This is a genomic window from Priestia flexa NBRC 15715 (assembly GCF_001591565.1).
In the GTDB taxonomy this organism is placed as follows: Bacteria; Bacillota; Bacilli; order Bacillales; family Bacillaceae_H; genus Priestia; species Priestia flexa.
In genome coordinates, this window is sequence record NZ_BCVD01000034.1 from 20,375 (window position 1) to 31,501 (window position 11,127).

Genomic DNA, 11,127 nt, shown 5'->3' on the forward strand with positions numbered 1-11,127 from the left:
ATCTGCATGTCATTTCAACTATTATTAAACGTAGTAATTGCTGTTACATGGATGTTTTTAAGAGGTATTTGGACCGGACCCTCTTTTCTTATTGGTTTCTTTTGGGGAGCAGTTATGCTGTTTGTCTTTCGACGCTTCTTTCCTCAAAGATTTTATTTAGAAAAAGTATTTGCGGTCATTAAACTGCTTCTTATCTTTCTTGTTGAGCTGTTTAAAGCAAATATCGCGGTTATTCAAGATGTGTTGCGTCCAAAGTTAAATATAAAGCCTGCAATTTTTGCGATGCCAACGAAGCTTGAAAAAGATTGGGAGGTTACGACTCTTTCACTACTCATTACCTTAACACCTGGAACGGTGGTAATTGATGTGTCAGATGATAACTCCACTCTTTATATTCACGCCATGAACGTGGATGATATTGACGAGGTAATTAAGGATATTCAACATTCATTTGAAAAAGCCATTATGGAGGTGAGCCGCTAATATGCTAGACATGTTACTTAATCTATCGCTGCTGTTAATTTCAATTTCGACGATTGGATTTGTATATCGCATCATCAAAGGGCCTACCACGGGTGACCGCGCTATGGCTTTAGATGCGATTGGCATTAACATTATAGCTGTTACGGCCATCCTATCTATTATGCTACGCACAACATCATTTGTAGAAGTAATTCTTTTAATTGGAATTATCGCTTTTGTTGGTACTGTTGCGTTTGGTAAGTTTTTAGAAAAAGGAGCGATTATTGAATATGACCGCGATCAGTGATTTAATTATCGGTATTATTATTCTAATGGGCGCTCTGTTAACCGTTGTTACAATGATTGGCCTCATTAGGCTACCCGACACCTATACACGAAGCCATGCCGCTTCTAAAAGCGCCACGCTTGGTGTGCTACTTATCTTAGTAGGATGTTTACTGTTTTTCTGGATTAAAGATGGTTCCATTAACGGACAGTTGCTATTAGGCATTGTGTTTGTATTTATTACATCACCAGTTGCCGGACATCTATTAGGAAGAGCTGCTTATTACAGCGGATCTCCCCTTTGGAAAGGTACTGTTCGAGACGATCTAAAAGAAAAGCAAAAAAAACGAAGTATGTCTGAATAAAAAAATGCCCTGTGCTGGTTAACACAGGGCATTTTTTTTATTATAGAGAAGCGCGTAATATCGCCATTACATCATCGCGATTTAGCTTTTTAAAACGACCAAATTCGCCTTTAGCCATTGCACGATCAGCCATAAGGTCTAATTTGTCTTCACCGATTTCATAATCAGCTAAGCGCGTTGGAGCACCTAAGCTTGTCCAGAATTCACGAAGCTTTTCAACACCTTCTAGAGCGACTTCTTTATCTGTTTTACCTTCTGTCTTGACGTCGAATACGCGTACAGCCATTTGCTTGAAGCGTTCTACGTTTTCATCCATAACATGCTTCATCCAATTTGGGAATAAGATAGCCAAACCACCTGCATGAGGAATATCATAGACAGCTGATACTGCATGCTCGATGTTATGACTTGCCCAGTCACCTTGGTGACCCATTTGTAACATGCCGTTTAGAGCAATTGTACCGTTATATAGAATTGTTTCGCGAAGTTCATAATTTTCCAGATCATTTATTAATTTAGGACCTGTTTCAATAACAGTTCGTAAAACCCCTTCACACATGCGGTCTTGAAGCGGTGTATTTGTTGCATCATGAAAATACTGTTCAAACACATGGCTCATCATATCAACCATACCGTAAACAGTTTGATTTTGTGGTACTGTAAATGTGTTAACAGGATCTAAAATAGAAAACTGTGGGAATGTAGCAGGGCTTCCCCAACCGTATTTTTCATTTGTTTCCCAATTTGTAATAACAGAACCTGCATTCATTTCTGAACCTGTTGCTGCTAGAGTTAAAACTGTTCCAAAAGGAAGAGCTTCTTTCGCTACAGCGTCACGATTAATAATATCCCACACATCGCCATCATATTTAGCACCTGCAGCGATTGCTTTTGTACAATCAATTACGCTTCCTCCACCTACTGCTAACAAGAACTCAATATCATGTTCTTTGCAAAGTTCAATTCCGCGTCTTACTGTTGTTAAACGAGGGTTGGGCTCAACACCCGCTAACTCATATACTTCTGCATTGATTTCTTTTAACTCATTCATTACTTGGTCGTATAAACCGTTTCGCTTAATGCTTCCGCCACCGTATACGACTAATATTTTTTTACCGAAGCGAGCTGCTTCTGTTTTTAATTGTTCTAATTGGCCTTTACCAAAAATTAATTTTGTTGGATTATAAAAAGTGAAATTTTTCATAAGAAAACCTCCTAATAATCATCATTATGAACAACGATAAATAAGATGTAAAGCAAAGTGACTTTTCACAGATTATTTCCGAAAACCCTTCTTTTCACTCTGCATTTATCTAACGTTTTTGCCTATGTTCTCCTTTGTTTCTTTCCACGAATATTTTTTCTTAAACGTCTAAAGCTAATGAGTGAATACAAAAAGAAAGGAGGAGAATAGATGAGTGGTGTTCAACGATTTGCGTTAGTATTAACGATTATTGGAGCAATTAACTGGGGACTTATTGGATTTTTTCAATTCGATTTAGTAGCAGCTATTTTCGGTGGACAATCTGCTGCCCTTTCTCGCATTGTATACGGATTAGTGGGAATCGCTGGTTTAATTAACTTAGGCTTATTATTTAAACCATCTGAAGAGGTAGAGCGTACTGAACCAAGAACAACCCATTAAGAAAAAAGCGCACTGCAGTTGGACTGCAGTGCGCTTTTTAAACATTATTTTTTAATTAGATCTTCGCGGTTTGATTGCTCAATCCACTCTTCTAATTTTTCTTTTAATGTGTTGAATCCTTGAGTAGACTCAGTGTGTTGTACAGTTGCTTGACGCTTTTTAGCTGCTTGCTTTTTAGGCGCTGCTTCTGTTTTTTCTGGAGCTGGCTCTGTAGCACGAATTGATAAACCAATTTTACCAGTTGCTTCATCTACTGATAAAACTTTCACGTTTACTTCGTCACCAACTGATAGGTGCTCGTTGATATCTTTTACGAAGCCATGTTTAACTTCTGAGATATGAACTAGACCTTGTGTTTCTTCATCTAATGCAACAAATGCACCGTATGGTTGAATGCCCGTTACTTTTCCTTTTGTAACAGTACCGATTTCAAATTTTGACATATGAACACTCCTAAATACCTTTTATTTTCATCATTATAGCCAATTTAAAATTATAGCACAGTTCACGTTTTGAATCAAAAACTAGTTATATTTATTATACTTTATTATTTCCCATATTTCCCTTAAATTATAAATAGAAAATTGATTCTATCCGCAAAAAATAAACCATGCTAACTTTTGACATGGCTCATTAGCATGGTTCTTCTATTATAACTTATTTTGCATGAAACGGCCAATACGTTTTATAGCTTCTTCTAAGGATTCCATGGAAGAAGCATAAGAACAGCGTACGTGTCCCTCTCCTCCTAGCCCAAAAACACTACCTGGCACCACTGCCACTCTTTCTTCTAAGAGAAGCTGTTCAGCAAATTGCTCAGAAGTTAAGCCGGTTTTTTTTATGGATGGAAACACATAAAAAGCCCCTCCTGGTGTATGGCACGAAAGCTGAATTTCATTTAATGATTTGACCATATAATTCCGTCTTCGTCGATAACTTTTTCTCATTTCTTCTACATCGTGTGACCCGTTTTTTAGCGCTTCAATTGCTCCGTATTGGGCCATTGTTGGTGCACACATCATAGTATATTGATGAATTTTCAACATGGCTTGTAACAGATCTACTGGTGCGCAAATATATCCCAATCTCCAGCCTGTCATTGCAAAACCTTTTGAAAAGCCGGAGACAATGATGGTTCTATCTCTCATTGCACCAATGGAAGCAATCGATGTAAATGGCTCGTCGTAGGTTAGCTCTGCATAAATTTCATCTGTAATAACTAATAAATCATATTTTATGACAATATCAGCAATTGCTTCAAGTTCCGCCTTAGTTAATGAACTACCTGTTGGGTTATTGGGAGAACAAAGCACGAGCGCTTTTGTCTGTTTTGTAATAACCGCTTCAATCTGTTCTGGCTGCAGTTTAAATTCCGTGTCTGCCGTTGTTTCAACAGGAACTGGAACACCTCCAGCTAACGTTATGAGTGGACTATATGAAACAAAGTTTGGCTCTACAACAACGATCTCATCACCAGGATTAATAATAGCACGCATTGCCACGTCTAATGCTTGGCTACCTCCAACCGTAACTAAAATTTCATTTTGATAATCATATGAAACGCCAAACTGCTTTTTCATATAATTCATTAGTTCTTGACGAAGCTCAAGTAAACCTGCATTCGCTGTATAGGATGTATAGCCTCTTTCAAGTGATAAAATACTGGCTTCGCGTACGGACCACGATGTAACAAAATCTGGCTCCCCAACACCAAGAGAGATAACATTATCCATACTCGCTGCTAAATCGAAAAAACGTCTAATTCCTGATGGTTGTAAGCTCTGTACTGTCTTAGACAAGCGTTCTTTCATTACGGAGACACCACGATTCTACGGTCTTCATCACCTTGTTCATAAATCGTTCCGTCATGTTTGTATTTTTTTAAAATAAAATGCGTCGTTGTGGACAATACCGAATCTAATGTTGAAAGTTTTTCCGAAACAAAGAATGCTACTTCAGACATTGATTTCCCTTCGATAATAACAGATAAATCATAAGCTCCAGACATCAAATAAACAGACTTAACTTCTTGGAATCGATAAATTCTTTCAGCAATCTCATCAAACCCCACGCCTCTTTTAGGAGCTACCTTAACGTCAATCATAGCCGTTACGCCTTCATGCCCATCCACTCGGCGCCAGTTGATATCGGTAGAATATTGAACAATTACTTTTTCACGTTCTAATTTTTTTACAATCAGCGTCGCTTCATCTAGGGGTAGGTCAACCATCTTAGCAATTGTATCTATTGAAATTCGACTATTTCTTTCTAAAATCTCAAGTATTTCTAGTTCTTTTTCATCTAAAAACATGTAAATAACCTCCTGAAAATAATCAAATATTCCCACTTTTTACATTATAACAAATTTCATAAGTCATTGAGATTTGACGTTCGTCTTCTATATTTTGCATGTAACTAAATAAGATAGCTGGGCAAACTGTTAAAAAAGATAGCTGGAGTGAAGAAACAAATGATCCAAACGGAGACAGCACACTATCGTTCATTTAACAATGTACACGTATATTATGAATTACATCATTTTGACCCTAAAAAGCCAACAATTGTATTCATACACGGATTTCTATCATCTAGCTTTAGCTTTAGAAGACTCATTCCATTATTGAAACAGAAATTCTCAATTGTTGCAATAGACTTACCACCATTTGGTCGAAGTGAAAAATCACTAACTTTTCACTATTCGTATGAAAATTTAGCAAAAACTGTTTTAGAAATCATTGAGCATTTAAAGTTAGAACAAGTGATTTTATCTGGTCACTCAATGGGTGGTCAAATTTGCTTAAACATCGCTAAGTTACAGCCACAATACGTATCCAAGCTAGTTTTACTTTGTAGCTCTGCCTATCTAGGACGATTGCATTCTGGTCTCGTTATGTCGTCGCATTTACCATTTTTTTATTTATGGGTCAAGACTTGGCTAGCTCGCAAAGGTGTTAAAGCTAACCTTCAAAATGTCGTTTTTAACCACGATCTTATTGATGAAGAAATGATTGAAGGGTATACCGCTCCGTTTTTAGACGACCGTATCTTCATGTCATTATCAAAGATGATTCGTGATCGAGAAGGAGACTTATCAGAAAAAGATCTGCGTAAAATTAACAAACCAAGTTTGTTGATATGGGGAGAAGAAGACAGGGTAGTTCCTCTTCATTTAGGTAAGAAGCTTCAACAAGATTTGCCAAGCTCTACTTTTATTTCGTTAAAAGACACGGGACATTTGTTACCGGAAGAGTGCCCGGACGATATCCGAAATTATATGGTTGATTTCTTATCAAGCTAATACTAAAAAAGATATAGTCCTGTCAACAAGACAGGGCTATTATCATTTATTTAAAAAGCATTGCGTTTTTTCTCTTAAGCATTCGACAGCAACTTCTTTGACTTTTTCAAGACAAAGCATTCAGAATAAAGACATCGTATCGTCATTTAAATCTCTTTGATAGATTTAAAAATCACCTAACATGGAGGCTCATATTATGAAGAAAGATTTCTTTAATAATAAGATTAATCGCATAAACACGAATTCTGTGAAATGGGACCGGATGGAAAATCTTTTTGGAAAAAAAGACCTGTTACCTTTTTGGGTAGCTGATATGGATTTTGCAGCTCCAGAAGAGGTCGTTAAGGAAATTGCTAAGCGTGTAGATCACGGTGTTTTTGGATACACAACCCCAACTGAGTCAACGAATGAATCTGTTCGTTCTTGGGTCCAAAAGCGACATGAGTGGAACATTGAAGCAGATTGGATTACATACAGCCCAGGAATTGTTTTTGCCATTAGTATGGCCATACAGGCTTACACACAAAAAGGGGATTCAATCTTGATTCAACCGCCCGTATACACGCCGTTCTTTGAAATGGTAAAAGTAAACGAGCGTAAATTAATAGAAAGTCCTCTATACTTAAAGGGGGATCGCTATTCAATTGATTTTTCATCTTTTGAAAAGCAGCTTGCTTCTGGGGTGAAAATGTTTATTTTATGTAGCCCACATAACCCTATAGGTAGAGTATGGAAACGCGGTGAGCTAGAGAAAATTGCAGAGCTTTGTAAAAAGTATGATGTATTAATTTTATCTGATGAAATTCATTCGGACTTAGTATATAAACCGTCTGTTCATATTCCAATTAGCTCTCTTAATGAAGATGCTGAAAATCGTACCATTACGTGCATAGCACCAAGCAAAACCTTTAATGTTCCTGGCTTACAAGCTTCAGCAATTATCATCCCAAATAACGAATTACGCGAAAAATATCAACAACAGCAGCACAAACAAGGCTTTTTCACATTAAACACATTTGGTACGATTGGCCTAGAGGCTGCTTATACACATGGAGAAATTTGGCTGAACGAACTGCTAGCATATTTACAAGAGAACATTGACTTTACTAGAAGCTTTATTAAAAAAAACCTACCTTCCCTCAAAGTGATTAATCCTGAAGGGACTTACTTATTATGGATCGATTGCCGAGCTTTAAATATGTCTGATGAAGATTTGCATAACTTGCTATTAACAAAAGGGGGAATCGCTGTTGAAAGCGGTGTGAAATACGGGGCAGCTGAAGGGAAAGGCTTTATTCGATTGAACATCGGCTGCCCTCGAGAACAGCTAAAAGAAGGTTTAAAGAAGTTAAAAGCTGCTCTGTCTTAACCTAAAAAAAGGACGCTTTTAGGCGTCCTTTTGGTTTATTTTTCTTGTTTTTTCGTAATAACACCGCAAGCAATTCGCGTACCAGAATCTCCAGATGGTTGAGACATACCATCATCTTTATTTTCTGTAATAATGATAGAAGAGCCTTCCATCGTTTTAATGAGGGAGCCTTTCCCCTCTTTTAATGTCACTTCAGGGGCCATATCTGTCCCATCAAAAGTCCCATCGTCTTTTACGATAATGTTCTTTAAGTCACCAGCCTCTGGACCATCCGGGTGAAGTAATCCATGCTTTTTATCATCTGGATTTAAATGATTACCTGCTGTTTTAAACGTAGGAGCTTTACACACGCCTTTTTCATGTATATGTACACCGTGTTCACCAGGAGGTAGTCCTTTCAATTGATACGTAATCTCTACGCCGTCAGATACTTCTTTTAGCTTTATATTACCTAGGCTATCTCCATCAGCGTTATATACTTTCACTTCTTTATTCGAAATGTCTTTTTCACCACAGCCCACTAACATTACTAATGGTATGCAGCCAATTAGTAGTAACTTCTTCATGTTGCCCTCCAATCTTAGATTCCCTTATGGTTCACCTTCCCATAGATTGTCCAGCAACTTTCATTTTTAAACGCTTGCATTATTATCTGAACAAACGGTCACTCTGCTGAATGTTTTCGCTCTAGCTCTTTTATTTTCTCTTCTTCTTTTTTGGAAACTTTAATAACAAACCTCCATGTCAGAAATGCTCCTATAAAAAACACAAACATCCATATAAATGCTGGAATATACTCTGTTTTATCTTCTGGAAAATAAAGATATAGATTCATGATTATCGCTTGCATCATTTTCACCCTTTCTCTATGAACTTTAAACTATAATGACTTATAATAATAAATAGAACATTACTTAAAGGAGAGATAAATATGAGTTTAGAAATTGGTGATTCTGTAACTGCTTTATACAAAACTGGAAAATACATTGGAGAAATTACACAAGTACGCGACCAGCATTATGTAGTACGAGTAAAAGCGGTTATCAAACATCCTCAACAAGGAGATTTACATAACCCTCAACAAGTAGATGTTCCATTCTTTCATGAACGCCGTGCATTAGCTTTTAACGAGCAAGCTAATATTCCAAAACCAATGGTTAAAGCATATACAACTGAGATTCCACAATATAAAGATTCATTAGAGAATGCTTTAACAGCACTGATACATGAGCTCTCTTTAAAAGATAATTCTTATGCAACAAGAAGTATTGAATGCCTCGAACAACTGCAAAAAGATTATAAACTTTAAACAAAAAGCCAATTCACATTACGGTGACTTGGCTTTTATAATGCAAATTTATTTAATAACTTTGAAAAGTCGACCCGATCACCAATTGTAGTAGGTTCAGGCTTTTGTAAATAGCGTTTGTCTTGTTCTACCAACTTAAAAATATTAAATGTAGTCATAGCGTCATCAAGCGCACAGTGATGCTTACCCGTTCCTTCTTTTCCATATTCTTGAACAGCTTTCCATAAACCTGTTTGATTTTGATCTCCAAAGAAACGCTTATATTCCATAGACAAATCTACTTCTTTTCCTTTTAAAGGAAACTTCAAGCCTTGCTTTTGACAATTTTGCTTGAGCACTTTCATATCCATGTTTCCCCAAGTGATAATTGTACTGCTTTCATACTGACCTAACTGCTGAATTAGCTGTTCGAATGTAATTCCATCATCTACGTGTTTCTGCTGAATGTGCAGAAAACTTTTACAGCGATCCGTTAACTTTGGAAAACTAGTGGGTTTAACATACGAAGAAAAGCGGCCTTGTATTTCTTGGTTTCTTACAGCAACTAACCCTACTTCAATAATTTCAGGAAAAAAGCCTTTGGGATACCCTTTGTATTCGGGCATTGTAAATTCAAAGTCAATAAAGACATAGTGTTCATAATTGTTCATCTTTATCACCCCTTTTTAAATAAACCTGCCTACGAGACTGCTATTATAATTATAGCACGCTTATGCAAAAGATAGGTTTATTTCTATTGATATTTTATAATATTATGAATATTCTTTTGGACAATAAAAAAAGAATGCTTTGTTATTACTATATTCCAAAGCATGTCTCTATGATTAGGATATCCACCATATCTTTTATAATTTTTTTACTTTTACAGCCTGTCTTTTTGCTATTTTTTTGGCAGTATTGCTAACGTACAGCGGGAAATACAAATTAGATCATCTTTCTCATCTACAATCGCCACTTCCCAGATAGCTGTTTTTTTTCCTTTATGAATTGGTTTACCAACAGCTGTCACTACGCCATCTCTTTTTCCTTTAATATGATTTGCATTAATTTCTAAGCCTACGCATATTTCCTGCTCTTGATCAATACTTAAAAACCCTCCCAAGCTAGCAACTGTCTCTGCTAATGCGACAGATGCTCCGCCATGTAGTAAACCAAAAGGTTGCTTTGTTCGTTCATCTACCGGCATGGTCGCTTCTACATAATCTTTGCTAGCGTGAATTATTTCGATGCCTAGCGTACTTAATAACGTATTATCAGTATTCATCTTATCCCTCCGCTATATCATTTTTTTCTGCATACTTTTTATTTTACAATGGTTATCTTCTTCACAAAAGGTTTAAAACCCTTTCACCTCAACTGGTAGCGCTTGTCCATTTTTCTATTTTAATAAAATATTAAGTACATGTTTTCACGATATGAATAAACTAATATACAACGGATTTTCTATGTTTATTCATCTAACATTATCGTTGTTTTTTCTATTCAAATATGCTATTGTTGTTAGAAATAATTTTTTACTGTCTTTTTTTAGGAGGGATTATATGATGAGACATGTTACTTTGCTAGACATCTTCACACACCCAATTGCTAAAAAATATTTAACAAGATCTGGAGTTGCTCACGCAGTTTCTGTGGCGTATCATGCTTTTCGTTTATCCACTCAGTACAACGTCAACCCAGATTTAGCAACTAAAGCGGCCCTACTTCACGATATTGGTCACTATGAATGGTATACAGATGGTCAGTGGGACTATGAAAAATATAAAAAGAATGATATTCATGCAATCAAGGGAGCTGAGCGCGCCCACAAATTATTAATACGTCTTGGGGAAGAACCTCAAGCAGCAAAAGAAATTGCTTTAGCTATTTTACTTCACACTGATTCTTACTTACCTGAAGGAACCATTCATCAACGTCCGCTACAAAAAGTAGTCAAATTAGCTGATGAAGCAGACGAAGAGCCAGGTGGAAAGCACCATTATCGCCAAATGGATTATGCTTTAGCTGTTAAGAAAATTGAAGAACTTGACCAAAACGTGGAACGAATTCTTGGATCAGAACAATTTAAGCAATTAGGCTAAAAGGATTAACTTCTTTATTAAAAGTTAATCCTTTTTTTATGTACAAAAATAAACCTTATAATTCCCATATATTCGCAAATACTACATAAGGATTCTAAATTACAAAGGAGGTACATACCATGCAAAAAAATGCTAGAGGATTTGTGCAAGATTCATGCACATCATTAACAGCTGCTAAGACTAGCCTAGAGCAAGCTCTTCAAACTGTTGAAAAAGGTTCAAATCGTGAGCGTATTGAGCAGTCTTTACAGGCTGTTGAAGCTGCATTAGGTCAATGTGATTCAACAGCTTCAACACTATCACAAGTTTAAAT

Annotated in this window: 17 protein-coding genes; 9 read left to right on the forward strand and 8 right to left on the reverse strand. The window is 36.5% G+C overall.

Features of this window, described 5'->3' with window-relative positions; all coding sequences use genetic code 11:
• The first annotated feature begins 6 nt into the window (after positions 1-6).
• The 3 genes from BFL01S_RS07995 to mnhG are packed head-to-tail and all read left to right on the forward strand — an operon-like array spanning position 7 to position 1,112.
• Positions 7-483: a Na+/H+ antiporter subunit E gene (locus tag BFL01S_RS07995; protein ID WP_061785388.1), complete on the forward strand. Its 477-nt coding sequence runs from the start codon at positions 7-9 to the stop codon at positions 481-483.
• Between the two features lies 1 nt (position 484).
• On the forward strand, positions 485-769 hold the full coding sequence (locus tag BFL01S_RS08000; RefSeq protein ID WP_025908081.1) for a Na(+)/H(+) antiporter subunit F1: 285 nt from the start codon (positions 485-487) through the stop codon (positions 767-769).
• Positions 753-1,112, forward strand: coding sequence for a monovalent cation/H(+) antiporter subunit G (gene mnhG, locus BFL01S_RS08005; RefSeq protein ID WP_025908080.1), 360 nt, complete (start codon positions 753-755; stop codon positions 1,110-1,112). The genes BFL01S_RS08000 and mnhG overlap by 17 nt, the downstream gene beginning before the upstream one ends.
• Before the next feature lie 40 nt (positions 1,113-1,152).
• Here mnhG and BFL01S_RS08010 read toward each other — a convergent pair whose 3' ends face one another.
• Positions 1,153-2,316, reverse strand: a complete 1,164-nt coding sequence (locus tag BFL01S_RS08010) for an iron-containing alcohol dehydrogenase (RefSeq protein WP_061785389.1) — start codon at positions 2,314-2,316, stop codon at positions 1,153-1,155.
• A gap of 210 nt (positions 2,317-2,526) precedes the next feature.
• Here BFL01S_RS08010 and BFL01S_RS08015 point away from each other — a divergent pair, with 210 nt between their 5' ends.
• The gene (locus tag BFL01S_RS08015; RefSeq protein ID WP_025908078.1) at positions 2,527-2,757 is read left to right on the forward strand and encodes a DUF378 domain-containing protein; all 231 of its coding nucleotides are present in this window, start codon (positions 2,527-2,529) and stop codon (positions 2,755-2,757) included.
• A gap of 44 nt (positions 2,758-2,801) precedes the next feature.
• Here the strand turns inward: BFL01S_RS08015 and yugI are convergent, their stop codons facing one another.
• The 3 genes from yugI to BFL01S_RS08030 all read right to left on the reverse strand — a co-directional run bounded on the left by yugI (position 2,802) and on the right by BFL01S_RS08030 (position 5,068).
• Entirely contained in the window at positions 2,802-3,200 is a 399-nt protein-coding gene (yugI, locus tag BFL01S_RS08020; RefSeq protein ID WP_025908077.1) for a S1 domain-containing post-transcriptional regulator GSP13, read from the reverse strand.
• A 207-nt stretch (positions 3,201-3,407) separates the two neighbouring features.
• Entirely contained in the window at positions 3,408-4,568 is a 1,161-nt protein-coding gene (locus BFL01S_RS08025) for an aminotransferase (RefSeq protein WP_061785390.1), read from the reverse strand.
• Positions 4,568-5,068: an Lrp/AsnC family transcriptional regulator gene (locus BFL01S_RS08030; RefSeq protein WP_061785391.1), complete on the reverse strand. Its 501-nt coding sequence runs from the start codon at positions 5,066-5,068 to the stop codon at positions 4,568-4,570. The genes BFL01S_RS08025 and BFL01S_RS08030 overlap by 1 nt, the downstream gene beginning before the upstream one ends.
• 159 nt (positions 5,069-5,227) lie before the next feature.
• Between BFL01S_RS08030 and BFL01S_RS08035 the strand changes: the two genes are divergently transcribed.
• On the forward strand, positions 5,228-6,055 hold the full coding sequence (locus tag BFL01S_RS08035) for an alpha/beta fold hydrolase (RefSeq protein WP_061785392.1): 828 nt from the start codon (positions 5,228-5,230) through the stop codon (positions 6,053-6,055).
• A gap of 196 nt (positions 6,056-6,251) precedes the next feature.
• Positions 6,252-7,424, forward strand: a complete 1,173-nt coding sequence (locus BFL01S_RS08040) for a MalY/PatB family protein (protein ID WP_025908073.1) — start codon at positions 6,252-6,254, stop codon at positions 7,422-7,424.
• A gap of 35 nt (positions 7,425-7,459) precedes the next feature.
• Here BFL01S_RS08040 and BFL01S_RS08045 read toward each other — a convergent pair whose 3' ends face one another.
• A complete protein-coding gene (locus tag BFL01S_RS08045; RefSeq protein WP_061785393.1) occupies positions 7,460-7,990 on the reverse strand; it encodes a superoxide dismutase family protein in 531 nt (176 codons plus the stop codon).
• Positions 7,991-8,088: 98 nt separating this feature from the next.
• Positions 8,089-8,259, reverse strand: a complete 171-nt coding sequence (locus BFL01S_RS08050; protein ID WP_258957845.1) for a hypothetical protein — start codon at positions 8,257-8,259, stop codon at positions 8,089-8,091.
• A gap of 90 nt (positions 8,260-8,349) precedes the next feature.
• On the opposite strand from BFL01S_RS08050, the gene kapB reads away from it, so the two are divergent.
• On the forward strand, positions 8,350-8,733 hold the full coding sequence (kapB, locus tag BFL01S_RS08055) for a kinase-associated lipoprotein KapB (RefSeq protein ID WP_025908070.1): 384 nt from the start codon (positions 8,350-8,352) through the stop codon (positions 8,731-8,733).
• A gap of 35 nt (positions 8,734-8,768) precedes the next feature.
• Here kapB and kapD read toward each other — a convergent pair whose 3' ends face one another.
• Positions 8,769-9,383 carry a 3'-5' exonuclease KapD gene (gene kapD / locus BFL01S_RS08060; RefSeq protein ID WP_061785395.1) on the reverse strand — a complete coding sequence of 205 codons (615 nt, stop codon included), beginning with the start codon at positions 9,381-9,383 and terminating at the stop codon, positions 8,769-8,771.
• Between the two features lie 230 nt (positions 9,384-9,613).
• Positions 9,614-9,997, reverse strand: coding sequence for a hotdog fold thioesterase (locus tag BFL01S_RS08065; RefSeq protein ID WP_061785396.1), 384 nt, complete (start codon positions 9,995-9,997; stop codon positions 9,614-9,616).
• A 280-nt stretch (positions 9,998-10,277) separates the two neighbouring features.
• Between BFL01S_RS08065 and BFL01S_RS08070 the strand changes: the two genes are divergently transcribed.
• Together BFL01S_RS08070 and BFL01S_RS08075 are read left to right on the forward strand one after the other, a co-directional pair.
• Positions 10,278-10,814 carry an HD domain-containing protein gene (locus BFL01S_RS08070; RefSeq protein WP_025908067.1) on the forward strand — a complete coding sequence of 179 codons (537 nt, stop codon included), beginning with the start codon at positions 10,278-10,280 and terminating at the stop codon, positions 10,812-10,814.
• 119 nt (positions 10,815-10,933) lie between these two features.
• Positions 10,934-11,125: a hypothetical protein gene (locus BFL01S_RS08075; protein WP_025908066.1), complete on the forward strand. Its 192-nt coding sequence runs from the start codon at positions 10,934-10,936 to the stop codon at positions 11,123-11,125.
• Positions 11,126-11,127 lie beyond the last annotated feature (2 nt).

Excerpts from the sequence above, each read along its gene's own strand:
- BFL01S_RS07995 (WP_061785388.1), top strand. The coding sequence starts at position 7 with ATGTCATTTCAACTATTATTAAACGTAGTAATTGCTGTTACATGGATG.
- BFL01S_RS08000 (WP_025908081.1), top strand. The coding sequence starts at position 485 with ATGCTAGACATGTTACTTAATCTATCGCTGCTGTTAATTTCAATTTCG.
- mnhG (WP_025908080.1), top strand. The coding sequence starts at position 753 with ATGACCGCGATCAGTGATTTAATTATCGGTATTATTATTCTAATGGGC.
- BFL01S_RS08010 (WP_061785389.1), bottom strand. The coding sequence starts at position 2,316 with ATGAAAAATTTCACTTTTTATAATCCAACAAAATTAATTTTTGGTAAA.
- BFL01S_RS08015 (WP_025908078.1), top strand. The coding sequence starts at position 2,527 with ATGAGTGGTGTTCAACGATTTGCGTTAGTATTAACGATTATTGGAGCA.
- yugI (WP_025908077.1), bottom strand. The coding sequence starts at position 3,200 with ATGTCAAAATTTGAAATCGGTACTGTTACAAAAGGAAAAGTAACGGGC.
- BFL01S_RS08025 (WP_061785390.1), bottom strand. The coding sequence starts at position 4,568 with ATGAAAGAACGCTTGTCTAAGACAGTACAGAGCTTACAACCATCAGGA.
- BFL01S_RS08030 (WP_061785391.1), bottom strand. The coding sequence starts at position 5,068 with ATGTTTTTAGATGAAAAAGAACTAGAAATACTTGAGATTTTAGAAAGA.
- BFL01S_RS08035 (WP_061785392.1), top strand. The coding sequence starts at position 5,228 with ATGATCCAAACGGAGACAGCACACTATCGTTCATTTAACAATGTACAC.
- BFL01S_RS08040 (WP_025908073.1), top strand. The coding sequence starts at position 6,252 with ATGAAGAAAGATTTCTTTAATAATAAGATTAATCGCATAAACACGAAT.
- BFL01S_RS08045 (WP_061785393.1), bottom strand. The coding sequence starts at position 7,990 with ATGAAGAAGTTACTACTAATTGGCTGCATACCATTAGTAATGTTAGTG.
- BFL01S_RS08050 (WP_258957845.1), bottom strand. The coding sequence starts at position 8,259 with ATGAATCTATATCTTTATTTTCCAGAAGATAAAACAGAGTATATTCCA.
- kapD (WP_061785395.1), bottom strand. The coding sequence starts at position 9,383 with ATGAACAATTATGAACACTATGTCTTTATTGACTTTGAATTTACAATG.
- BFL01S_RS08065 (WP_061785396.1), bottom strand. The coding sequence starts at position 9,997 with ATGAATACTGATAATACGTTATTAAGTACGCTAGGCATCGAAATAATT.
- BFL01S_RS08070 (WP_025908067.1), top strand. The coding sequence starts at position 10,278 with ATGAGACATGTTACTTTGCTAGACATCTTCACACACCCAATTGCTAAA.
- BFL01S_RS08075 (WP_025908066.1), top strand. The coding sequence starts at position 10,934 with ATGCAAAAAAATGCTAGAGGATTTGTGCAAGATTCATGCACATCATTA.